Here is a 24,889-nt window from a genome sequence, read left to right as displayed (position 1 = left end):
TTTTACCCGAGATAATCGCGCTTGCCGATCGGCGCACCCTGGTTGCGCAGGATGGCGTGGGCGGTAGTGACGTGGAAATAGAAGTTTGGTAGGGCGAAGGCGGTGACATAGTCGACGCCCGGAAGCACGATGCCGCTCTTGCCCGGCAGGGTGATTTCCCGCGCTTCCGTGCCCTCCAGCGCTTCCTCAGAGAAGCCGGCGAGATAGGCTTCGGTCTTGGCCAGACGCTCGCGCAGTTCGTCGAACGTCTTCTCATTGTCCTCGAATTTCGGGGCGTCGGTGGCGGTCAGCCTAGAGAGGGTGAATTTGGCGCTGTCGCTGGCGCGCTGATACTGGCCGGAGAGCGGCAGCATGTCGGGCGCGAGACGCGCGGCGACCAAGACGGCGGGATCGATGTTCTTTTCCTTCGCATAGGCTTCCGCCTTGTCGAGATAGGTTTTCAGGCTGGCGAGGCCGCGCTGGAACATCGGAACGGTGAGGCGATAGATCGAAATGGACATCTGTCCTGTCTCCAAAATCTTTAAATGACTGGCCGCGTCGAGAAATCGAAGACGCCTGCGGCCGCGGTCCCGCCTTCGATCTCCATAGATGGAGGCGGTCTTGGTCTTTCACAACAGAGGCAATGCAGGCGGTGATCGCGACGTGCGCGGCCTTGCGTCTTCTTCCCGATCTCGTCGCCGCGAAAGAGGCTTGACGCCGTTCCCAGAAAATGGAATGAATATTCCGAAGAGCAAATTTTACGGTTTGTTTGTTCCGTTTTGCACGGAGCGCCGCAGGAGAGGCGGCAGGAAATCGCGGCTCCAGGGCAAATGCCTGGGGCTCCGGCGTGAGGAGGGTGCAGCCGGGCACCGTTTGTGGAGGAAGTAAAATGAAAAAGTTTATCCTGGGCACTGCGATGGCGCTCGTCATGTCGACGGCCGCTCACGCAGAAACCGTCGGCGTTTCGATGGCGAAATTCGACGACAACTTTCTGACCGTGCTGCGAAACGGCATGACCGATTATGCCAAGACGCTGAGCGGCGTAACCCTGCAGGTCGAAGACGCGCAGAACGACGTTTCCAAGCAGCAGAGCCAGATCCAGAATTTCATCGCCTCCAAGGTCGATGCCATCATCGTCAACCCGGTCGATACCGACGCGACCACGGCAATGTCGAAGCTCGCCGCCGATGCCGGCATTCCGCTGGTTTACGTCAACCGCCAGCCGGTCAATGTCGACACGTTGCCGGACAAACAGGCCTTCGTCGCCTCCAACGAGCAGGAATCCGGTACGCTGGAAACCAAGGAAATCTGCCGCATTCTCGGCGGCAAGGGCAAGGCCGTCGTCATCATGGGCGAGCTTTCCAACCAGGCTGCGCGCATGCGCACCCAGGACGTCCATGACGTCATCAAGACCGATGAATGCAAGGGCCTGGAGATCGTCGAAGAGCAGACGGCCAACTGGGATCGTACCCAAGGCGCCGACCTGATGACCAACTGGCTCTCCAGCGGCATCGAATTCGACGCGGTTATCTCCAACAACGACGAAATGGCGATCGGCGCCATCCAGGCGCTGAAGGCAGCCGGCAAGGACATGACCAAGGTCGTCGTCGGTGGTGTCGACGCCACGCAGGACGCGCTTGCCGCCATGCAGGCAGGCGATCTCGACGTCACGGTGTTCCAGGATGCCGCCGGCCAGGGCAAGGGTTCGCTCGACACGGCGCTCAAGCTCGCCAAGGGCGAAAAGACCGAGAAGAAGGTTTATATTCCCTTCCAGCTCGTCACGCCTGAAAACGTCAAGGACTTCGTCACCAAGAACTGAGGCGAACGCCAAACCGGATGCGGGCTTTGCCCGCATCCTTTTCGCCTGTCCGGAGGAGATGATATGGCCGTCAGCCCGACAACCATGGCCGCCGTGCGCGCGAGCGGCGCAGTCCCGAATGCGGAATATCTGTTGAGCGCCGAGGGCGTTCGCAAGGAATTTCCCGGTGTCGTCGCCCTCGACGACGTGCAGTTCCGGCTGAAGCGCGCCTCCGTGCATGCGCTGATGGGCGAAAACGGCGCCGGCAAATCGACGCTGATGAAGATCCTCGCCGGCATCTACATACCCGATAAAGGTGACATCCGCCTGAAAGGCATCGAGATCCAGCTGAAATCTCCGCTCGACGCGCTGGAGAACGGCATTGCCATGATCCATCAGGAACTGAACCTGATGCCGTTCATGACGGTTGCCGAAAATATCTGGATCCGCCGCGAACCGAAGAACCGCTTCGGCTTCGTCGATCACGGCGTGATGCATCGCATGACCGAAGAGCTGTTTGCCCGGCTGAATATCGACATCGATCCCGATATCGAGGTCCGGTACCTGTCGGTCGCCAACCGGCAGATGGTCGAGATCGCCAAGGCGGTTTCCTATAATTCCGACGTGCTGATCATGGACGAGCCGACTTCGGCGCTGACCGAGCGCGAGGTCGAGCACCTCTTTCGCATTATCCGCGACCTCAGGGCGCAGGGCATCGGCATCGTCTACATCACCCACAAGATGAACGAGCTTTTCGAGATCGCCGACGAGTTCTCCGTCTTTCGTGACGGCCGTTATATCGGCACGCATGCCTCCACCGATGTGACCCGCGACGACATCATCCGCATGATGGTCGGGCGCGAGATCACCCAGATGTTCCCCAAGGAAGAGGTGCCGATCGGCGAGGTCATGCTCTCGGTCAAGGATCTTTGCCTCAACGGTGTCTTCAAGAACGTCTCCTTCGAGGTGCGGGCGGGCGAGATCCTCGGCGTGGCCGGCCTGGTCGGTTCCGGGCGGTCGAATGTCGCCGAAACGCTGTTTGGCGTGACGCCGGCAAGCTCCGGCTCGATCGAGCTCTACGGCAAGCCGGTGACGATTTCCTCGCCGACCGAGGCCATCCGCCACCAGATGGCGTTCCTGACCGAGGACCGCAAGGATACCGGCTGTCTGCTGATCCTCGATATTCTCGAGAACATGCAGATCGCCGTGCTGCAGGACAGATACGTCAAGGGCGGCTTCGTGCAGCAGGGTGCCATCGAGGCGACCTGCGAAGACATGGCAAAAAAGCTGCGGGTGAAAACCCCCAATCTCTACGAGCGGGTGGAGAATCTTTCGGGCGGCAATCAGCAGAAGGTGCTGATCGGGCGCTGGCTGCTCACCAATCCGCGGATCCTCATCCTCGACGAGCCGACGCGCGGCATCGATGTCGGGGCCAAGGCGGAAATCCACCGGCTGGTGACCGAAATGGCGCGAAACGGCGTGGCGGTCATCATGATCTCATCCGAGATGCCCGAGGTTCTCGGGATGAGCGACCGCATCATGGTCATGCATGAGGGACGCGTGACCGGTTTCCTCAATCGCGATGAAGCAACGCAGATCAAGGTGATGGAGCTGGCTGCGCAGTGATGCGCCGTCCGTCATCGCCCAAGGGAGGTTTGACATGAGTACCAAGGCAGCAGAGGGCGCGGCTCCGCTCGCAACCCGGCAACGGCGGCGGCGTTTGCCGACCGAGCTCAGCATTTTCCTCGTGCTCGTCGGCATCGCGCTCATCTATGAAGCGCTCGGCTGGATGTTCATCGGCCAAAGCTTCCTGATGAATTCGCAGCGCCTGACGATCATGATCCTGCAGGTCTCCGTCATCGGCATCATCGCCGTCGGCGTCACCCAGGTCATCATCACCGGCGGTATCGACCTGTCATCCGGCTCGGTCGTCGGCATGACGGCGATGATCGCCACGAGCTTCGCCCAATCGTCGACCTGGGGACGGGCGGTCTTTCCGTCGCTGACCGACCTGCCGGCTTTCGTGCCGATCATGATCGGGCTGCTGATCGGGGCGGCCGCCGGTCTCGCCAACGGCGCGCTCATCGCCTACACGAAAATCCCACCGTTCATTGCAACGCTCGGCATGTTCGTTTCGGCCCGCGGTGTCGCGAAGTGGTATACGAAGGGACAGCCGGTTTCCGGGATCACCGAGCAGTTTCACTTCATCGGCACCAAGGCGTGGCCGGTCGTCGTCTTCCTGGTCGTTGCGCTGATCTTTCACATCGCGCTGCGCTACACCCGTTACGGCAAGTTCACCTATGCCATCGGCGCCAACCCGCAGGCGGCACGCGTTTCCGGCATCAACATCGAGGCGCATCTCGTCAAGGTCTATGTGATCGCCGGATTGCTGGCCGGCTTGGCCGGCATCGTCACGGCGGCACGCGCCGAAACCGCGCAGGCCAGCATGGGCGTCGGATATGAACTCGATGCGATCGCCGCGACCGTCATCGGCGGCACTTCGCTCACCGGCGGCGTCGGGCGCATCACCGGCACCGTCATCGGCACCATCATCCTCGGGGTCATGACATCAGGTTTCACCTTCCTTAGGATCGACGCCTATTACCAGGAGATCGTCAAAGGTCTGATCATCGTCGCGGCTGTGGTCATCGACGTCTACCGCCAAAAGAAGCGCCGCAAGCACTGATCTCAGATAGTGCGATCCGAATTGTTTTCGCGGGGGCTTCGGCCCCCGTTCCGTTTTTAGAGCGCGAGAACGGATTTATAAAAAAGAGGTGGCGAATTCCGTCAGCTTTTCTATTCTGGTCTTCCCGCTCGGGCAGCGCAGGAAGACAGATGCAATTCGTATTTGACGGCCACAACGACGTTCTCCTTCGACTCTGGACACATTCAAAAGACGGCAGCGATCCGATCGCGGAATTTGCAGAGGGCACGACGGTCGGGCATATCGATGCGCGCCGGGCCAGGGAGGGTGGCCTTTCAGGCGGTCTTTGCGCCATCTATATTCCCTCCGGCGATCTGGTCTTTGCCGATCCGGATGCCGAAGGCCGTTATATCACGCCGATGGCGGCCCCTCTCGATCCGCTCCCTTCCCTTGCCATTGCCACTGAAATGGCCGCGATCGCGCTGCGGCTCGACCAGGCCGGCGCCTGGCGGCTCTGCCGGACGGTAAAAGATATCCGCGGCGCCATGGCCGACAATATTTTTGCCGCCGTCCTGCATATGGAGGGCTGCGAGGCTATCGGCGCCGATCTTGCGGCGCTCGAGGTGTTCTACGCAGCCGGGCTGCGGTCGCTCGGGCCGGTCTGGAGCCGGCACAATGTCTTCGGTTACGGCGTGCCCTTCGCCTTCCCGATGTCGCCGGACACGGCGCCCGGTCTTACCGATGCCGGCTTCGCGCTGGTCAGGGAATGCAATCGTCTCGGCATCGTGGTCGACCTGGCCCATATCACCGAAAAGGGCTTTTGGGACGTGGCGAAGACGACAGACCAGCCGCTGGTCTCCAGCCATTCCAATGCCCACGCATTGACGCCGGTCGCGCGCAATCTGACCGACAGGCAGCTCGATGCGATCCGCGAAAGCCGCGGGCTCGTCGGCATCAATTATGCCACCGCCATGCTGCGTCCCGACGGCCGCTCGGATAGCGATACACCGCTTGCCGACATGGTCCGCCATATCGACTATCTGGTGAACCGCATCGGCATCGATTGCGTGGGCCTCGGATCGGACTTCGACGGGGCCACAATTCCTGAGGAAATCGGCGATGCCAGCGGCAATCAGAAGCTGATTGCCGCTCTCAGGGAGGTTGGTTATGGTGAGGCCGATCTCACGAAACTTGCCCGTGAAAATTGGCTTCGCATCCTCGCACAAGCCTGGCGGGAGGACGACGCCTAAAGCGTTGCGCACCTCTGGACGCGCCAGGAATGGGCAATAGTTTTAATGAGGCAGGACCGACAAAACGCTTCGTAATCAATCAAAACAGGGGGAACTGACCATGATGATGACCAAGCTTAGCCGCAATTTCCGCATGCTTTCCACGGGGGCTGCTCTTTCGCTGCTGATGATGACAGCACCCGCCGCCTTCGCCGAGACACCCAAGGATACGCTGGTCGAGGGCTTTGCCATCGACGACATCATCACGATGGATCCCGGCGAGGCGTTCGAGCTTTCGACCGCCGAAGTCACCAGCAACAGCTACAGCCTGCTCGTCCGTCTCGACATGGAGGACACGTCCAAGGTGAAGGGTGATCTGGCCGAGAGCTGGAGCGTTTCCGATGACGGTCTGACCTATACGTTCAAGCTTAAATCCGGCATGAAATTCGCTTCCGGCAACCCGATCACCGCCGAGGACGTCGCGTGGTCGTTCGAGCGCGCCGTCAAGCTCGACAAGAGCCCGGCCTTCATCCTCACCCAGTTCGGCCTGACCGGCGACAACGTCACCGAAAAGGCCAAGGCGGCCGATGCCGGCACCTTCGTCTTCACCGTCGACAAGGCCTATGCGCCGAGCTTCGTGCTCAACTGCTTGACGGCAACGGTTGCCTCCGTCGTCGACAAGAAGCTGGTGATGGAGCATGTGAAGGCGGTGACACCCGATGCCCAGCACAAATACGACAATGATTTCGGCAATGAATGGCTGAAAACAGGCTATGCCGGCTCCGGGGCCTACAAGCTGCGCGAATGGCGCGCCAACGAAGTGGTCGTTCTGGAACGCAACGACAATTATTACGGCGACAAGGCAAAGCTCAACCGCGTCATCTACCGCTATATGAAGGAAAGCGCTGCCCAGCGCTTGGCGCTCGAAGCCGGCGATATCGATATCGCCCGCAACCTCGAGCCTGGCGACATCGACGCCGTTTCCAAAAATGCCGATCTCGCGACGACGAGCGCGCCGAAGGGCACGATCTATTATGTCAGCCTCAACAACAAGAACGAGAACCTGAAGAAGCCCGAGGTCCAGGAAGCCTTCAAATACCTGGTCGACTATGATGCGATCGGCGCAACGCTGATCAAGGGGATCGGCGAAATCCACCAGACCTTCCTGCCGAAGGGCCAGCTCGGCGCGCTCGACGAAAATCCCTACAAGCTCGATGTCGCCAAGGCCAAGGAACTGCTCGCCAAGGCCGGCGTGCCCGATGGTTTCTCGATCACCATGGATGTGCGCAACACGCAGCCGGTGACCGGGATCGCCGAATCCATGCAGCAGACGCTGGCGCAGGCCGGCGTGAAGATGGAAATCATCCCGGGTGACGGCAAGCAGACGCTGACCAAGTACCGCGCCCGCACCCACGACATGTATATCGGCCAGTGGGGCTCGGATTATTTCGACCCGAATTCCAATGCCGATACCTTTACCGGCAATCCCGACAATTCCGACGCCGGCACGGTGAAGACGCTCGCATGGCGCAATGCCTGGGAAGCGCCGGAGCTCGACAAACAGGCGAAGGCCGCACTGCTGGAACGCGATGCCGCCAAGCGCGCCGCCATATATCAGGATATCCAGAAGAAATATCTGGCCAATAGCCCCTTCGTCTTCATCTTCCAGCAGACCGAAGTGGCCGGCTACCGCAAGAACCTGAAGGACTTCAAGCTGGGTCCGAGCTTCGACACCAATTTCGTCGGTCCGATCGCCAAGGAATAGTCCGGCAGGATCGATCGCTTGAGCACCGTCGAAACAACACAGGAGGCGCGGCCCCGCAAGGGCCGTGCAGGGGCCTTTACAAAGGCTGCCGGGCGGTTCCTGTTTGCCGCCGTCACCACCTATCTCGGCCTCCTGGCCGTCACCTTCTTCATCGGCCGCGTCGTGCCGATCGATCCCGTGCTCGCCATTCTCGGTGACCGCGCGCCCAGCCACGTCGTCGAGCGGGTGCGCCAGGAAATGGGCTTCAACCTGCCGCTCTATCAGCAGTTCTTCATCTATATCAAAGGTATCCTGTCCGGTGATTTCGGCAATTCGGTGCTGACGACCAATCCCGTCATGGTCGATATCCGCCGCGTCCTGCCGGCAACCATCGAGCTTGCGACGCTCGGAACGCTGATCGGCGCTTTCGTCGGCGTGCCGCTCGGCGTTCTCGCCGCCGTGCGCCGCGGCAGCATCGCCGACCAGGTGGTGCGCGTCGTCGGCCTCGTCGGTTATTCGGTGCCGATCTTCTGGCTGGCGCTGATTTCGCTCGTCATCTTCTATGCGCAGCTGCGCTGGGTGGCATTTCCCGGCCGCATCGACATCGTTTTCGAATATACGTTCACGCCGATCACGGGCCTGTATCTGCTAGATAGTGCCTGGCAGGGTCAATGGGACGTCTTCTACGACGTCTTTCGCCACATCATCCTGCCTGCATCGCTGCTCGGCTATTTCTCGCTCGCCTATATCAGCCGCATGACGCGCAGCTTCATGCTGAACGAGCTTTCCCAGGAATATATCGTCGCCGCGCGCGCCAAAGGGCTTTCGGAAACGCGGGTGATCTGGGGCCACGCGCTGCGCAATGCCGCCGTGCCGCTGGTCACCGTCATCGCGCTTTCCTATGCCGGCCTGCTCGAAGGATCGGTGCTGACCGAGACCGTCTTCTCCTGGCCCGGCATCGGGCTTTACATCACCAATTCACTGCAGAACGCCGATATGAACGCCGTGCTCGGCGGCACCATCGTCATCGGCACTGTTTTCATCGGCATCAACCTTCTGTCCGATCTTCTCTACCGGACGCTCGACCCGAGGACGCGAAACCGATGACCGCTCCCGCCAGCCCATCTCCTGCGATGAGCCGCCGCGAATGGTTGTTGTCCGACCGGCCGCAATCGCGTCTGCAGGCGCGTCTTGGCCGCGCCTACGTCACCTGGCGGCAGTTCACGGCCAACCGGCTTGCCGTCGTCGGCCTGCTGATCATCGTCGCGCTGCTTTTCGTCGCCGCCTTCGCCAATCTCATCGCCACGCATGATCCCGTCGTCGGCGATCTGCGCAATGCACGGCTGCTGCCGCCGGGAACGGCTGAATACCTGCTCGGCACCGACGACCAGGGCCGCGATATCTTTTCGAGGCTGATCTACGGATCGCGTTTGACGCTGCTCGTCATCGTGCTCGTCGCCGTTATCTCGGCGCCGATCGGCCTGATCGTCGGCACGGTTTCCGGATATGCCGGAGGCTGGGTCGATGCGACGCTGATGCGCATCACCGATATTTTTCTCGCCTTTCCGAAGCTGGTGCTGGCGCTCGCCTTCGTCGCCGCGCTCGGCCCTGGCATTCAGAACGCGATCATCGCCATCGCCATCACATCCTGGCCGCCCTATGCCCGCATCGCCCGCGCCGAGACGCTGACAGTCCGGCGCTCCGACTATATCTCGGCGGTGAAGCTGATGGGCGCCTCGCCGTTCCGCATCATCCTGCGCCATGTCATGCCGCTCTGCATTTCCTCGCTGATCGTGCGCGTGACGCTCGACATGGCGGGCATCATCCTGACGGCGGCCGGTCTCGGCTTCCTTGGCCTCGGGGCGCAGCCGCCGCTGCCGGAATGGGGGGCGATGATCGCCTCGGGACGGCGTTTCATTCTCGATCAATGGTGGGTCGCAGCCATGCCCGGCATCGCCATCCTCATCGTCAGCCTCGGTTTCAATCTGCTCGGCGACGGCCTGCGCGACGCGCTCGATCCGAAGGAGGCCGGCCAGTGACGACACTTCTGACGGTCGACAATCTCAAGGTCAGCTATCCCACGCGCACCGGGGTGATCGAGGCCGTGCGCGGCGTCTCCTTCACGCTCGGCAAGGAAAGGCTCGGCATCGTCGGCGAATCAGGCTCCGGCAAGTCGCAGACCGGCCGGGCGATCATGGGCCTGACGCCGAAACACGGCGTTGTCACCGCCGACAGGCTAGACTTCAACGGCATCGACCTCATCAAAGCCTCCACCGGCGAAAGGCGCAGGCTGCGCGGCAAGCGCATCGCCATGATCCTGCAGGATCCGAAATATTCGCTCGACCCGGTCATGTCGATCGGGCGGCAGATCTGCGAAACCTTGCGCACGCATGAAAAAGTCGGCAAGGCGGAGGCGCGCGAGCGGGCGCTCGCCATGCTGGAAGCGGTGCAGATCCGCGACCCGAAACGGGTCTTCGACCTGCATCCGCACGAGGTTTCGGGCGGCATGGGGCAGCGGGCGATGATCGCCATGATGCTGATTGCCGGGCCCGAACTGCTGATTGCCGACGAGCCGACCTCGGCGCTGGACGTGACGGTGCAGCTCGATGTGCTCAGAATCATGGACAGGCTGGTGGCGGAGCGCGGCATGGGGCTGATCTTTGTTTCCCATGATCTCAGGCTGGTTTCCTCCTTCTGCGACCGGGTGATCGTCATGTATGCCGGAAAGATCGTCGAGGAGCTCGCGGCCGCCGATCTCAAACATGCGCAGCATCCCTATACGCAAGGACTGCTGAACTGCATGCCCGAGATCGGCTCGAACCGTCATCCGCTGCCGGTGCTCGACCGCAGGCCGGAGTGGGCGGCATGATCGCAGCTCTGGAGATCGACAATCTCAGCGTCGTCTACGATGAATTTCATGCGCTGAAGGATGTCAGCCTTGCGGTCGAACGCGGCGAATCCTTTGGCCTCGTCGGTGAATCCGGTTCGGGAAAATCGACCTTGCTGCGCGCTGTCGCCGGCCTTGCGCCGATCAGCAGCGGGGCGATCCGCATCGATGGCGAAGCGCTGAGGGGTTCGAAGCGCAGTAAAACCTTCTATCGCCGCGTGCAGATGGTCTTTCAGGATCCCTATGGTTCGCTGCATCCGCGCCAGACCATCGACCGGCTTCTGCTCGAGCCGCTGGCAATCCATGATATTGACGACAGCGAGAGGCGCATCGAACGCGCCCTCGACGAGGTCGGCCTCGGCAATGGTTTCCGTTTCCGCTATCCGCACCAGCTCTCGGGTGGCCAGCGGCAGCGCGTGGCGATCGCCCGGGCATTGATCGTCGAGCCGTCGATCCTGCTGCTCGACGAGCCGACCTCGGCGCTCGACGCCTCGGTGCAGGCCGAGGTGCTGAACCTGCTGGAGCAGATCCGGCGCGACCGCAAGCTCACCTTCGTGATGGTGAGCCATGATCTAGGCGTCGTCACCCATATGTGCGAAAGGCTGGCGGTGATGCGCAACGGCGCCGTCGTCGAGCGGCTGAGCTCCCGGGAACTGGCGGAGGGTGCGGTTCATGAGGACTACACGAGAAATTTGATGATCGCCAGCAAGGGGTTCGTCAAAGCCTGAAAGCCAATCTTTTCAGCGCGTTGAAAAGAAAAGACCAGCGGCGGCGTTAAGGATAAGATTTTCCTAAAAGACGACCATTCAACTAGACTATTGACAGCTGCCCCGCTTCTGTCATGATCCTGTTAACGATTGTTAGCTTTCGTGATCGATGGAGGTTGAGGCATGTTCTTTCTCGGTGGGATGACCATGGGCTACCTCGATCCTCCCGTGAAAGCCGATCGCCGGGAACAGGTTTCGGCCTCCATTCCTGCGGAAAAGGATCGTCGGCTGATCGAGATCCCCGCCAACCCGTCTCAGACCGAGGACAGCGTCGAGCGTCCGTGGATCTGGGCATGGCGCACAGTCTGCTAAAATGCGGACTGCTAAAAAGACAGGCTGCTGAAAGGGCTGGTTGAATTTTCTCTTTCGTTCGCTCTGGACGGAAATTTATCTCTACCTACTTGATAGAGAATATAAGAATATCAACGCGAGCCGCACAACCGGCCGCTTAAAAACAACGGAGGCGACATATGGCAGATCTGGGTATTTCGCATGCTCACGTGAACCAATACGGTTCCGTAGAGACCAAGAAGCCGCTGACCACACGCCATAGGCTTCAAACGATGCTCCATGGAGCCATTTTCACCGCGGCATTCCTGTTCGTCGTGGCCATGGTTTGCGGCGTCGTCGGCTGATCGGCGAATGTTAGACGCCGGCGAATGCCGGCGTTGCGGCGGTTTTCGCCTGGTTGATCGGTATCCGATCCCCTTTTTTCTTCTGTACGTCTTCATTTCATCACGAGCGGCCGCATCGAACTTACTCGTGCGACGCATTTCCGATCTTTTGTCTGCATGTCGGCGTTTTCGAACCGATGATGCCATCCGAGATCGCGCGTCTTCTCCCAAAATCGAAGAGCTTTTGCATTACCGGAACCGGGGCGGGCATTGTGTCGTTCATGCACGTCCCAAGCGCGCCGGGCGCGCCGCTCATGCCTCTTGACTTGAATTATCCCGATAGTGTCCAATTTTCGACATGGCTTTCGCGGAGAGGGTATCGATGGTCTTGATCACCCGTCGGGCCGCGCCCTGGACCGGGGCTTAACCCGTTCGCATCGCTTGGCCCAAGCGTCATTTATCCCGGCTTCATCGATCTTCGAAGAAACGGGCTCCGTTCATGTAGCAGTCATGATAAGCAGTGCAAAAGGCTGAGCAAAACAGCCATAACTTCGTTTGGATCCAGAACCGAACCCATGTCTATTTCAAATCTTTCTCCGAGCCTTCCGCGCGAACCCGAGACGAAGCAGATCGATCACAATGATTCGATCCGCTCGACCTATCTTGCCATCGAGGACATCAAGGCGATCGGCAATACGGTCGCCCGCGGCGGCGTCGACCGGCTGCCGGCTTTCGCTCCCTTCGACTTCTTCGCGCGTCACAAGGAAAACGAGAAGGAAATTCTGCGCGTCTACCGGACTACGGCGACCGACGTAGAGGCAGGAGAGACGATCACACCTGCGGCGGAATGGCTGCTGGACAATCATTATATCGTCGAAGAGGCGATCCAGGAGGTGCGGCGCGACTTCCCCCGCCGCTTCTATCGCGAATTGCCGACTATGGTGGTTGGCGGTGTCGAGGTGCCGCGCACCCTCGTGCTGGCCTGGCTCTATGTCGCTCACACCCACAGCACGATCTCGCAGGAAAGCCTGACGGCGCTGGTCGACGGTTTTCAGGCCAGCGAGACGCTGAGGATCGGCGAACTGTGGGCGTTGCCTTCGCTTGTGCGTTACGTGCTCGTGGAAAATCTTCGCCGCATTTCCAGCCGTGTCGAAGCCAGCCGCCGCCTGCGCCGCCGCGCCAACGAGGCGGCCGACGAATTGGTGCGCCTGACCGATCCGGCCGCGGCGGCCGCCTATCTGAAGACGCTGGAACCGCTTGCCGAGGACAATACCTTCTCGACGCAGTTCCTCTATCGCATGCGTGACGGCTCGCAGACGTCGAGCCTTGCGATCACCTGGCTCGACGAGCGGCTGGAAGAGCTTGGCCGCAACACCGAAGAGGCGACGACGGCCGAACACAGCCGTCTCTCTTCCGGCAACGTGACGATGGGCAACATCATCCGCAGCCTTCGCGAGATCGACGATGCCGAATGGTCGGTCTGGGTCGAGCAGGTCAGCCATGTCGACAAGTTGCTCTGGGAGCATTCTGATTACGGCATTCTCGATTCCGGCTCGCGCAATAAATACCGCAAGCAGATCGAAAAGCTGGCCAAACGCTCGCCGCTGACGGAAATGGAAATTGCCCAGCTGGCGCTCGACATGACGGATGCCGCCAAGGCCTCCGACGAGCCGCAGCCGCATGAACCGAATGTCGGCGGATTCCTGTCCGGCGCCCAGCGGCCGAAGCTCGAGGCGCGGGCGAACTATCGCCCGACAGTCACCCAACATTTCGTGCGCGCGGTGCGCCGGTTCAACTGGCTGGCAATTGCCGTGCCCGTCATGCTTTTGACGATCATCGCCATGGCGGTCGTCGGCCGATTCATGGCCAATGCCGGCATGGGGCCGATCGAAATCGCCCTGCTGCTGATCATGTTCTCACTGCCCGCGTCGGAGGGGGCGACGGGCCTCTTCAACACCGTGCTTTCCTTCTTCGTGACGCCCGCGCGCCTTGTCGGCTACGAGTTCAAGGAAGGCATTCCGGAGGATGCCCGCACACTGCTCGTCGTTCCCTGCCTGATCTCGAACCGCGACAGCGTTGACGATCACGTGCGCAATCTCGAAGTGCATTATCTCGCCAATCCGCGCGGCGAACTCTATTTCGCGCTGCTCAGCGATTGGCCGGACAGCGAGGCTGAGGAAACGCCCGCCGATCTCGAGGTTCTCGATTATGCCAGGCGCGAGATCGCCAATCTTTCCGCCCGTTATGCCTATGATGGCAAGACGCGTTTCTATCTGCTGCATCGCCGCCGCCTGTACAATCCGTCCGAAGGTGTGTGGATGGGCTGGGAACGTAAACGCGGCAAGCTGCACGAGCTGAACATGCTGCTGCGCGGCGACCGCGACACGACCTATCTGCCGGGCGCCAACACCGTGCCGGCCAATGTGCAATATGTCATGACGCTCGATGCCGATACGCGCCTGATGCGCGATGCCGTCACCAAGCTCGTCGGCAAGCTCTATCATCCGATCAACCGCCCGGTCATCAACCCGAAAACCGGCCGTGTCGAAAGCGGCTACGGCGTGCTGCAGCCGCGCGTGACCCCGTCGCTGACGACGGGCAAGGACGCGTCGGTCTTCCAGCGCGTCTTTTCGATCAATCGCGGCCTCGACCCTTACGTCTTCACCGTGTCCGACGTCTATCAGGATCTCGCCGGCGAAGGCACCTTCACCGGCAAGGGCCTCTATCATGTCGATGCCTTCGAAGCCTCGCTGAAGGGCCGGATCGACGAAAACTCCGTGCTCAGCCACGATCTTCTCGAAGGCTCGATGGCGCGCTGCGCGCTGGTCACCGATCTCGAACTGGTGGAGGATTTCCCGATCCGATACGAGGTCGAAACCTCGCGCCAGCATCGCTGGGCGCGCGGCGACTGGCAGCTGCTGCCTTATATGTTCAATCCGAAATACGGCGTCACAGCACTCGGCCGCTGGAAGATGTTCGACAATCTGCGCCGCTCGCTGACGCCGATCGCCTGGTTCTTCGCCTCCGTGCTCGGCTGGTATTTTATGGGCCCGCTCGGCGCGCTTATCTGGCAGATTCTGCTGATCTTCTGCCTCTTCGTCGCGCCGACGCTGTCGCTGATCAACGGTATCATTCCGCGCACCAGCGATATCGTCGCCCGCGCCCATCTCTATACCGTCTGGTCCGATATCACGGCCGCCAATGCCCAGGTTGCTCTGCGGATCGTCTTCATCGCCGATTCCGCCGCCATGATGGCCGATGCGATCGGCCGGTCGCTCTACCGTCTGTTCGTCAGCCGCAAGCTGATGCTGCAATGGCGGACCGCCGCCAGCGTTCAGGCCGGCGGCCAGGGGACGCTGATTTCCTACTACAAGGCGATGTGGCATGCGCCGGTGCTGGCGCTGCTGGCCCTTGGTTTTGCCGCCCTGCCCGGCGACAACGCCTTCGTCGTCGGCATACCCTTCGCGCTGTTGTGGATCCTGTCGCCTGTTGTCGCCTGGTATGTCAGCCAGTCGGCGGAGACCGAGGACCGGCTCGAGGTCGCCGATTCGGTGTCGAGCGAACTGCGCAAGATCGCCCGGCGCACCTGGCGTTATTTCGAGACCTTCACCACCGCCGAGCAGAACTATCTGCCGCCTGACAATATCCAGGAAACGCCGCATGTGATCGTCGCGGCGCGCACCTCGCCAACCAATATCGGCGTCTATTTGCTCTCCGTCGTCTCCGGCCGGCAATTCGGTTGGTTCTCCTTCGAGGAGACGCTCGATCGGCTGGAGCAGACGATTTCGACGATCGACAGAATGGAGAAATTCCGCGGCCATCTGTTCAACTGGTATCACACCGATACGCTGCAGACGCTCGGGCCGCGTTATGTCTCGGCCGTCGACAGCGGCAATCTCGCCGGTCATCTGATCGCCATTTCGTCGGCCTGCCGCAACTGGGCCGAGGCGCCCTCCGCCCATATGCAGGGCAATCTCGACGGCGTCGGCGACACGGCCGGCATTCTCGGCGAAGTGCTGGCGGACCTGCCGGATGACCGCAAGACCGTGCGGCCGCTGCGCCGGCGCCTGGAAGAGCGCATCGTCGGTTTCCAGAACGCGCTTGCCGCCGTCAAGCGCGAGCATGAATTCGCCTCGATCCGCATCATCAACCTCGCCGTTCTCGCCCGCGATATCGAGAAGCTCGCCGCCAATCTCGACCATGAGGTCAAGTCGAAACAGAGCGAAGAGGTCACCCAATGGGCGGCATCCCTGGTGAAGGTCTGCGAGGCGCATATTTCAGACAGCACTTTCGACCTTTCCAAGGTCGATGCGTTGAGGCCGCGCTTGGTGGCGTTGCGCGACAAGGCCCGCGATCTGGCTTTCTCAATGGATTTCGGCTTCCTGTTCCGGCCGGAGCGGCGCCTGTTGTCGATCGGCTACCGCGTCGAAAGCGGTGAACTCGACCAGGCTTGCTACGACCTTCTCGCCTCGGAATGCCGCCTGACCAGCCTGTTCGGCATCGCCAAGGGCGATCTGCCGACGGAGCACTGGTACCGTCTCGGCCGCCAGGTCGTGCCTGTGGGGTCGCGCGGCGCGCTGGTCTCCTGGTCCGGCTCGATGTTCGAATATCTGATGCCGCCGCTCGTCATGCAGGAGCGCGGCGGAGGCATTCTCAACCAGACCAACAATCTGGTCGTCGTCGAACAGATGAATTACGCCCGCAAGCTCGGCATTCCGTGGGGCATTTCGGAAGCGGCCTTCAATGCCCGCGACCATAACCTCAACTATCAGTACACGAATTTCGGCGTCCCGACACTCGGCCTGAAGCGTGGCCTCGGCCACAATGCCGTCATAGCGCCCTACGCCTCGCTGCTCGCCAGCCAGTACGACCCGCCGGGCGCGCTCGAAAATCTGCAGAGGCTGCGCAAGGTCGGTGCGCTCGGCAAATTCGGCTTCCACGATGCCGTCGACTTTACGCCGACGCGCGTGCCGGAAGGCAAGAAATGCGCCGTGGTCTATAATTATTATGCCCACCATCACGGCATGTCGATCGCAGCCGTCGCCAACGTCGCCTTCAACGGCCATCTGCGCGAACTCTTCCACGCCGATCCGGTCATCGAGGCGGCGGAGCTTCTGCTGCAGGAAAAGGCGCCGCGCGACATTCCGGTGATGAGCGGCAAGCATGAATCCGACACACCGGCCAGCATCCAGGAGGATCTGCTGCGGCCGGAGATCAGGAAGATCAGCGATCCGGCGTCACGCGACCGCGAACTCGTATTCCTGTCGAACGGCCATTATTCGCTGATGTTGACGGCGACAGGCGCCGGTTATTCCCGCTGGAACGGCCTTTCCGTTTCCCGTTGGAAAGCCGATCCGACCGAAGACCGCTGGGGCAGCTTCATCTTCCTGCGCGATACCGCCACGAACGAATGGTGGTCGACGACATCGGAGCCGAAGGGTGTCGAAGGCGAAGCGATCAAGGTCGAATTCGCCGACGAGAAGGCGCAGTTCACCAAGACGGTCGGCGACCTGACGAGCGAGGTGGAATGCATCATCGCGACCGAGCATGATGCCGAGGCCCGCCGCGTCACCCTGCTCAACATGGGTACGGAAGACCGTTTCATCGAAGTCACCTCCTATCTCGAACCGGTGATCACCTCCGACGATACCGACAATGCGCATCCGGCGTTCGCCCGCATGTTCGTCAAGACCGAGATCGGCAAGCGCGGCGACGTCATCCGCGCCGAACGCAACAAGCGCGATCCGAACGAGCCGAACATCAGCATCGCCCATCTGATCGTCGACAATGCCGGCGACACCCGCCATACGGAATTCGAGACCGACCGCCGCAAGTTTATCGGCCGCGGCCGCAGTCTTGCCAATGCGGCGGCCTTCGATCCGGGGGCGACGCTTTCCGGCAGCGACGGCTTCATGCTCGATGCGGTGATGTCGCTGCGCCGCACCGTCCGCGTGCCGGCCGGCAAGAAAGTCAGTGTCATCTTCTGGACGATCGCAGCGCCGAGCCGCGACGAAGTGGACAAGGCGGTCAATCGCTACCGTCATCCCGACGCCTTCACCCACGAACTGGTCCAGGCCTGGACGCGCACGCAGGTGCAGATGCGTCACGTCGGCGTCACCTCGCAGCAGGCGGCGGCCTTCCAGCATCTCGGCCGCTACCTCGTCTATCCCGACATGCAGCTGCGCAAGGATGAAGCGACCGTCGAGGCCGGCCTGCAGTCGCAATCGGCGCTGTGGCCGCTGGCGATCTCCGGCGACTTCCCGATCTTCACGCTGCGCATCAACGACGACATGGATCTCGAAATCGCCCGCGAGGCGCTGCTGGCGCAGGAATATCTGCGCTCGCGCGGCGTCACCGCCGATCTCGTCATCATGAACGAACGCGCCTCTTCCTATGCGCAGGACATGCAGCATGCGCTCGACGCCATGTGCGAAAACGTGCGCCGAATGGGCCAAGCCGACGGCTTGCGCCAACATATCTTTGCGGTTCGCAAGGACCTGATGGAGGAGAGCACCTATCACGCGCTGATCGCGGCTTCCCGCGTCACGCTGCATACGAAGAACGGCAAGGTGGTCGACCAGATCAACCGCGCCGTCGCCCTGTTTGCCCCCTCCAAGGAGGAGCTGCAGGAGATGGAACGGGCCGAGCGCAACAAGGTCCCGGTCAAGCGCGTCGCGCCGGTGCCGCCACCCGCCGTGCCCGCCGTCGTCATCGAGGAAGAGGGCGATCTCGACTTCTGGAACGGCATCGGCGGCTTTGCCCGTGACGGACGCGAATATATCGTTCGCCTGCCCGGAGGCCACGCGACGCCGCAGCCCTGGATCAATGTTATCTCCAATGACAGGTTCGGCTTCCACGTCTCGGCCGAGGGCGCGGGCTTCACCTGGAGCGCCAATTCGCGCGACTATCAGCTGACCTCCTGGTCGAACGATGCTGTGATCAACCGGTCGGGCGAGGCGTTCTATCTCGCCGATCTCGACAGCGGTGCGGTCATGACACCGTTCGCAGCACTTTCCCGCCGGCCGGACATCCGTTTCGAAGCCCGCCACGGGCTCGGCTATTCCGTTTTCTCCAGCGTTCAGCACGATATCGCGCTGGAGCTGACGCAGACGATCGACCGCGAAAGGCCGGTGAAACTGCAGCGCCTGCGCCTGCGCAACACCGGTTCGACCAGCCGCAGGCTGCGTCTCTACGGTTACGTCGAGTGGATCCTCGGCAGCAATGCGGCACGCACCGCGCCCTTCATCCTGTCGAAACACGACGAGGAGACGGGGGCGCTGTTTGCCAGCAATCCCTACAGCATCGATTATTCCAACCGCACCGCCTTCTTCGCGGCGAGCGAGGCGCTTTCGAGCTTCTCGGCAAGCCGTCGCGAATTCGTCGGCAAGGCGGGAACGATCCAAGCGCCGCAGGCCGTGATCTCCGCCGCCTCGCTTTCCGGCACGGCCGACCTCGACGGCGATCCGGCCGCAGCCCTTGCGATCGACGTCCAGCTTGCCGCCGGCGAGGAGCGCGACTTTACTTTCTTCCTTGGCGATACCCCGACGGAGGACGAAGCGCGCAGCATCATCGCCGATATCCGCAAAGTTTCGTTCGACGATGCCGTCGAGACGAACCGGGCCTTCTGGCGGGATTTTACCGGCAGGCTGCAGATATCGACGCCGGATCGCGGGATGAACAATCTCGTCAACACCTGGCTGCCCTATCAGAGCCTCGGCTGCCGGATCATGGCCCGCACCGCCTTCTACCAGGCAAGCGGCGCCTTCGGCTTCCGCGATCAGCTGCAGGACACGCTGGCCTTCGTGCTGCACGAACCCTCGCTTGCCCGCGGGCAGATCCTGAATGCCGCTTCGCGCCAATTCCGCGAAGGCGACGTGCAGCATTGGTGGCTGCCGGGAACGGGTGCCGGCGTGCGCACATTGATTTCGGACGATGTCGTCTGGCTCGCTTACGCGATCCATCATTATTGCACCGTTACCGGCGATAAGAGCGTGCTCGACGAGGAGATCGCCTTCCTGGAGGGACCGGCTCTGCTCGAAGGCCAGCACGACTCCTTCTACCGGCCGGAGATTTCCGAGGATAAGGCGAGCGTCTACGAGCACGCGGCGCTGGCGCTCGATCTCGCCATCGCCCGCAAGGGAGCAAACAGCCTGCCGCTGTTCCTTGGCGGCGACTGGAACGACGGCATGAACCGCGTCGGCATCGGCGGGCGCGGCACCAGCGTCTGGCTCGGCTGGTTCCTGGCAGGCGCCTTGCGCTCCTTCATTCCCTATGCCGAAGAACGCGGCGACACGGCCCGCACAGAGCGCTGGTCGGCGCATCTGACCGAGCTGAAGAAGGCGCTCGAAACCGCGGCCTGGGACGGCGGCTACTATCGCCGCGGCACGTTCGACGACGGCGCGCTGCTCGGCTCCAGGGAAAGCCCGGAATGCCGGATCGATTCGATTGCGCAGTCATGGAGCGTGCTGTCGGGAGAGGGGGATCCGGCCCGCGCCGTAAAGGCGATGGATGCCGTGCTCGACCAGCTGGTCGACGAGGATGCCCGCATCATCCGGCTGTTCACGCCGCCTTTCGTCAACTCCGCCAGGGATCCCGGCTATATCAAGGCCTACCCGCCGGGTGTGCGCGAAAATGGCGGGCAATATACCCATGCCGCTACCTGGGTGGTGATGGCGCTGGCGGAACTGAAGCGGGGCGACGACGCGTTGCGCTGCTTCCAGATCCTCAACCCGATCACCCATGCGCTCGACAAGGCTTCGGCGGAGCAATACCGCGTCGAACCCTATGTCGTGGCGGCCGACGTTTATGGTCATGAGCCCTATACATCGCGCGGCGGCTGGACCTGGTATACCGGCTCTGCCGGCTGGCTCTACCGCGCCGCCGTCGAGGGCATCCTCGGCATCCGGCTGAAGGGCGACCGGCTCTACGTGCGGCCGTCGCTCCCGTCGGAATGGGACGGTTTTGCGGCAGAGGTGGAACAGGGCGGCGACAAATACCGCATTTCGGTCTCAAAAGCGTCCAATGACAGCGGCTACACTCTGTCTATCAACGGCTGCGAAGTCACCGATCCCGAAGAGGGATATCCGCTCGGATAACAGCGTTCTCCACGCTGAAAAACACGGCGATTCGCGACGGCCAAAACGGAACCCTTTTGGCCGTCGTCGCGTTTGCAAATCGGATAATAAGGAGAAACCCATGGCTAGCACGCCGACCGAAGCCATTGTCACCGGGCGCAGTTCCCTATCCGCAACTGCGCCGATGCGTGACACCAGGCTCGATGTCTTGCGCGGCGTGGCGCTGATCATGATCTTCATCAATCATGTTCCCGGACAGATCTTCGAATATGTGACGACGAAGAATTTCGGCTTCTCGGATGCTGCCGAGGCCTTCGTGCTGATCTCGGGCATAGCCGTCGGCCTTGCCTATGGTTCCGGGTTCCGGCCGGGCAACCGGCTGAAGATGGCGGTCAAGGCGGCAAAACGTGCCTTTACGCTCTATCTCGCGCATATGATTACCACCTTCATGACACTGGCGCTGTTCATCTGCGGCGCATGGCTGTTTCACCGGCCGGGCCTGCTGGTCGAAATCAACATTCTGGCGGTGCTGATGAACCTGAAGGAGGGTATTCCGGCGCTGCTGCTGCTCGGCCATCAGATCGGCTACAACAATATCCTGCCGATGTACGGCGCCTTGATGCTGATGGTGCCGATCATCCTGCTCTTGAATGCGCGCAGCCCGTTGCTGGCGCTCGGCGTTTCCGGCACGGTCTGGCTGCTTGCGGGCATTTATCAGGTGGCGCCGCACAACATGCTGATCGAGAGCTATTGGTTCCTCAATCCGCTTTCCTGGCAGTTCCTGTTTACGATCGGCATCGTTTCGATGCTGCATATCAAGCGGGGCGGCACGATCCCGCGGCATCCGCTGCTGTTTGCGGCCGCTGCCGGCTACGTCGCCCTATCCTTCGTCTGGGTGACCGGCCATCTCTGGGCCTTCGGCAATTCGCTGGCAGCCCTTGGCCTGCCGCCTGTCATCACCGGTTTCGACAAGACCTTCCTGTCGCTGCCGCGGCTGCTGCATGTGCTGGCGCTGACCTATCTCGTCATCAACATTCCGGCGCTCTCACGCATTCTGCGCCGCCCTGCGGATCATCCGCTGACCATCCTCGGCCGCCATTCGCTCAACATTTTCGTCGCCGGCACGATCCTCGCCATGATCGGCCAGGTGGTGCTCTATATCACCAACAAGGACCCGCTGGTCGGCCCGCTGTTCGTGATCGCGGGCGTCGCGACGCAATTCGCCTATGCCTATTATCTCGAACGCAAGCGCCAGCAGGGCAAGGTCAAGGGGAAACTCGTCACCGAGCCCGCCAGCATCCCGGTGCCCGTCCGTATCGGCGGAACGGCCAACGCCTATCGCCGCAACGAACGGAAATAGGTCTCGGATGCGGCTGCCAGATGAAGGAGCCGGTGGCCGATGGCCGCCGGCTCAATTTTTATGGACGAGAATGTTCACCAGCTTGCCCAAGGGATCGCGTACATAAAAGCGCCTGACGCCCCAAGGTTCGTCGGCCGGCCCATACTCGATCGCAAAACCGGCAGCCGACATCGCCTCGAACACGGCATCGAGCTCATCAACTTCGATCGATAGATCGGGCACCGGCGTTCCGGAACCGCCCTCGGTAGCGATGCTCAGCTGAACGTTCATCGGTCTCGCGGCGCCGAAGGTCGTGATCCAGCCGTGATCCATGACGACGTCAAGACCGAGGATATCCTGATAGAAGCGCCGGGCCGGCGTGATGTCGGGTGTCTGGATATTAGCGACGATGCGCAAGACCTTCATGGGCTTTCCTTCCGATGCTTGCTGACAAGGCGGAAGGTAGGAAGATCGGCAGGGTGGTCAATCGGGGTTTGGCTTAGAATGGCGACGCGGCGGAGTGTAGGCCCCCTCTGCCCTGCCGGGCATCTCCCCACAAGGAGGGAGATCGGCTGGGCGCGATGGTTTCCCCAAGCAATGACCAACTGATGTTCCGCACCGCAGTAGAGAGGGATTGAGGGTCAACCACTGGCCAATCTCCCGCCTTGTGGGGAGATGCCCGGCAGGGCAGAGGGATAGCCACACGGCAAACTGCCAATGCATTATTGTCCATATCAGCAGTGGGAGAAAGCAAAGTCCTAAAGCGTGGCATATGAAGGCGCGCCTAACCCAGCCCAACAAAAAAGGCCGGAAGGGAGCTACCCTTCCGGCCTTTGTCTTGAAAACCGAACCGATCAGGCGGCTTCGGTTGCGTGGGCCTTGCGGACTTCTTCGTCCGTCAGGATGCCGCTGGCGCGCAGCAGGGCGGCGAAGCGGCCGTTGCTGTGGCTTAGTTCATCGAAGCTGCCCTGTTCGACGACGCGGCCGTCATCCAGGAAGAGCACCATATCGGCTTCGCGGACCGTCGACAGGCGGTGGGCGATGATGAAGGTGGTGCGATTCTCACGCAGATTGTCGATCGCGACCTTGACGCGGTTTTCGGTCTCGACGTCGAGCGCCGAGGTCGCCTCGTCGAGCACCAGGATCGGCGCGTCCTTGAGGATGGCGCGGGCAATCGCGATGCGTTGGCGCTCGCCGCCGGAGAGCTTGTTGCCGCGTTCACCGACATGCGTATCGTAGCGATCCTCACGGGTCTCGATAAAGTCGGCGGCGGCGGCGGCTTCGGCCGCACGGCGCATTTCCTCTTCGCTCGCACCTTCGCGGCCGAGGCGGATATTCTCGCTGATCGAGCGGTTCAGCAGGCCTGCGTCCTGGAAAACGGTAGCGATGTGGCGACGCAGCGACTTGCGAGTCACCTTGGTGATGTCGGTGCCGTCGACGAGGATCTGGCCGCCCTGGGCGTCGTAGACGCGCTGCAGCAGATTGACGAGCGTCGTCTTGCCGGCGCCGGTCGGGCCGACGATCGCAACCGTCTGGCCTGCCTTCACCGAGAAGGAGACATTGTGCAGGCCCTGCGAGCTATTGCCGAAGCCGAAGGAGACGTCGCGGAATTCGATCGCACCCTTGACGTCCTTGATCTCGCCATTGCCGGCCGGTTCTTCGCGTTCACGCACCGAGTCTTCGAGCACATAGAATTCCTCGAGCTTGGAACGGGCTTCGAAAATCTGCGTGGCGAACTGGCGCATCAGGTCGAGGCGGCCGATCAGCAGGTTGGCAAAGCCGATGAAGGCGATGACGTCGCCGACGCGCAGCTGGCCGGCCTGGACGAGCATGGTGCCGATGATCAGGACCACCATCATCGCAATTGTCGAGGCCATGCGGTTCAGCGCGCTGGCGATCGCCCACCAGTCGAGCACCGGATACTGGGCTTCGAGCAGGCGGTCGGCAAAGGATTTCAGCGCCCGGGTTTCAGCCTCGATGCGGTTGTAGCTGTGCAGGACCGAAACGTTGCTGATCGAGTCGCTGACATGCGAGAAGACCGTGTGATAGTGGTTTTCGACCGAAGCCTGACCGTCCTTGGTGCGGCTCATGACGACGCGGCCGATCAGCCAGTAGGCGACGGCGAGCACCATGAGCACCGCGGAAAGGCGCAGGTCCATCGACATTGCGGTCGGGATCAGAAGGGCAAGCGCGATGACCGTCGACAGGTGGTTGCGCATGAATTCCAGCCAGAGGCCGAACAACGTCTCGCAGGCGCGCAGCAATGTATGCAGCGCGTTGGAGGTACCGCGCTGATGGTGCCAGCCGAGCGGCATGGAAATGATCCGGCCGAAGGCTTCCGTCAGCAGCGTCGCCCGCCGGCCATGGGCCAGCCGGTCGGCCTCGCGGGCGACCAGGACAAAGGCGACGGTGTTGAAGACGGCGAAAGTCGCCCACATGAAAAGGATGGGCTTGACCTCACCCTTGCCGGAAATCGCATCGATAATGCGACCGAACAGGATCGGCTCCGCGATGGTAATCGTTGCCAGAACGATGTTTGCCACCACGACCAGGGATACGCGCAGCTTGTAGGCGCCAAGATAGCGCAGAGCTCTTGCATAGACCTTGAATAGCGTCACGTCGAACCTCTTGTGCATCTGCGAAAACGGGATGATGCCATGCTACAAAAGGCTACCTGAACCGGCGATTAACGGAGTATTCAGGGTTCAATCCAGGCGACGATTCACCCCATCGTACTATCGCAGGATGCGACGAGATAGGCTATGGCGCTGAAATTGTTACTCGGCTATATCCCCGCAACAATTTGCGCTTGCA

16 protein-coding genes are annotated in these 24,889 nt (G+C 61.5%); 13 read left to right on the top strand and 3 right to left on the bottom strand.

Annotated features, from left to right (window positions below):
• Positions 1-2: 2 nt before the first annotated feature.
• A complete protein-coding gene (locus K6N12_RS10005) occupies positions 3-500 on the bottom strand; it encodes a DUF1993 domain-containing protein (RefSeq protein WP_097625036.1) in 498 nt (165 codons plus the stop codon).
• Positions 501-868: 368 nt separating this feature from the next.
• On the opposite strand from K6N12_RS10005, the gene K6N12_RS10000 reads away from it, so the two are divergent.
• The 13 genes from K6N12_RS10000 (at position 869) to K6N12_RS09940 (ending at position 22,096) form a co-directional block, all read left to right on the top strand.
• Entirely contained in the window at positions 869-1,798 is a 930-nt protein-coding gene (locus K6N12_RS10000; protein WP_088936927.1) for a sugar ABC transporter substrate-binding protein, read from the top strand.
• Between the two features lie 63 nt (positions 1,799-1,861).
• Complete coding sequence (locus K6N12_RS09995) at positions 1,862-3,403, top strand: sugar ABC transporter ATP-binding protein (protein ID WP_085743472.1); 1,542 nt, start codon at positions 1,862-1,864, stop codon at positions 3,401-3,403.
• 34 nt (positions 3,404-3,437) lie between these two features.
• Positions 3,438-4,463, top strand: a complete 1,026-nt coding sequence (locus K6N12_RS09990) for an ABC transporter permease (RefSeq protein WP_049733299.1) — start codon at positions 3,438-3,440, stop codon at positions 4,461-4,463.
• Positions 4,464-4,612: 149 nt separating this feature from the next.
• The gene (locus tag K6N12_RS09985) at positions 4,613-5,671 is read left to right on the top strand and encodes a dipeptidase (protein WP_097625035.1); all 1,059 of its coding nucleotides are present in this window, start codon (positions 4,613-4,615) and stop codon (positions 5,669-5,671) included.
• Between the two features lie 100 nt (positions 5,672-5,771).
• A complete protein-coding gene (locus tag K6N12_RS09980) occupies positions 5,772-7,415 on the top strand; it encodes an ABC transporter substrate-binding protein (protein WP_222148806.1) in 1,644 nt (547 codons plus the stop codon).
• An 18-nt stretch (positions 7,416-7,433) separates the two neighbouring features.
• A complete protein-coding gene (locus tag K6N12_RS09975; protein WP_097625033.1) occupies positions 7,434-8,501 on the top strand; it encodes an ABC transporter permease in 1,068 nt (355 codons plus the stop codon).
• Positions 8,498-9,433 (top strand): nickel transporter permease, encoded by a 936-nt coding sequence (nikC, locus tag K6N12_RS09970; RefSeq protein WP_097625032.1) that lies wholly within the window; start codon positions 8,498-8,500, stop codon positions 9,431-9,433. Before K6N12_RS09975 ends, nikC begins: the two co-directional genes overlap by 4 nt.
• Complete coding sequence (locus K6N12_RS09965) at positions 9,430-10,263, top strand: ABC transporter ATP-binding protein (RefSeq protein WP_097625031.1); 834 nt, start codon at positions 9,430-9,432, stop codon at positions 10,261-10,263. Before nikC ends, K6N12_RS09965 begins: the two co-directional genes overlap by 4 nt.
• Positions 10,260-11,009 (top strand): ABC transporter ATP-binding protein, encoded by a 750-nt coding sequence (locus K6N12_RS09960; protein ID WP_097625150.1) that lies wholly within the window; start codon positions 10,260-10,262, stop codon positions 11,007-11,009. Before K6N12_RS09965 ends, K6N12_RS09960 begins: the two co-directional genes overlap by 4 nt.
• A 162-nt stretch (positions 11,010-11,171) precedes the next feature.
• Complete coding sequence (locus tag K6N12_RS09955) at positions 11,172-11,360, top strand: hypothetical protein (protein WP_097625030.1); 189 nt, start codon at positions 11,172-11,174, stop codon at positions 11,358-11,360.
• A 158-nt stretch (positions 11,361-11,518) separates the two neighbouring features.
• Positions 11,519-11,683, top strand: a complete 165-nt coding sequence (locus tag K6N12_RS09950; RefSeq protein WP_165503891.1) for a hypothetical protein — start codon at positions 11,519-11,521, stop codon at positions 11,681-11,683.
• Between the two features lie 554 nt (positions 11,684-12,237).
• A complete protein-coding gene (locus K6N12_RS09945; protein WP_131710926.1) occupies positions 12,238-20,757 on the top strand; it encodes a glycoside hydrolase family 94 protein in 8,520 nt (2,839 codons plus the stop codon).
• 100 nt (positions 20,758-20,857) lie between these two features.
• Entirely contained in the window at positions 20,858-22,096 is a 1,239-nt protein-coding gene (locus K6N12_RS09940; RefSeq protein WP_097625028.1) for an OpgC family protein, read from the top strand.
• 51 nt (positions 22,097-22,147) lie between these two features.
• On the opposite strand, the gene K6N12_RS09935 is transcribed toward K6N12_RS09940, so the two are convergent.
• Together K6N12_RS09935 and K6N12_RS09930 are read right to left on the bottom strand one after the other, a co-directional pair.
• A complete protein-coding gene (locus K6N12_RS09935) occupies positions 22,148-22,501 on the bottom strand; it encodes a VOC family protein (RefSeq protein ID WP_097625027.1) in 354 nt (117 codons plus the stop codon).
• Between the two features lie 428 nt (positions 22,502-22,929).
• Positions 22,930-24,693 carry a glucan ABC transporter ATP-binding protein/ permease gene (locus K6N12_RS09930; protein ID WP_097625149.1) on the bottom strand — a complete coding sequence of 588 codons (1,764 nt, stop codon included), beginning with the start codon at positions 24,691-24,693 and terminating at the stop codon, positions 22,930-22,932.
• Between the last annotated feature and the right edge of the window lie 196 nt (positions 24,694-24,889).

The sequence above is a fragment of the Rhizobium redzepovicii genome (assembly GCF_019793435.1).
Lineage (GTDB): Bacteria > Pseudomonadota > Alphaproteobacteria > Rhizobiales > Rhizobiaceae > Rhizobium > Rhizobium redzepovicii.
The sequence above is the reverse complement of the archived record's forward strand: the minus strand, read 5'-3'. Positions and strand labels throughout refer to the sequence as shown.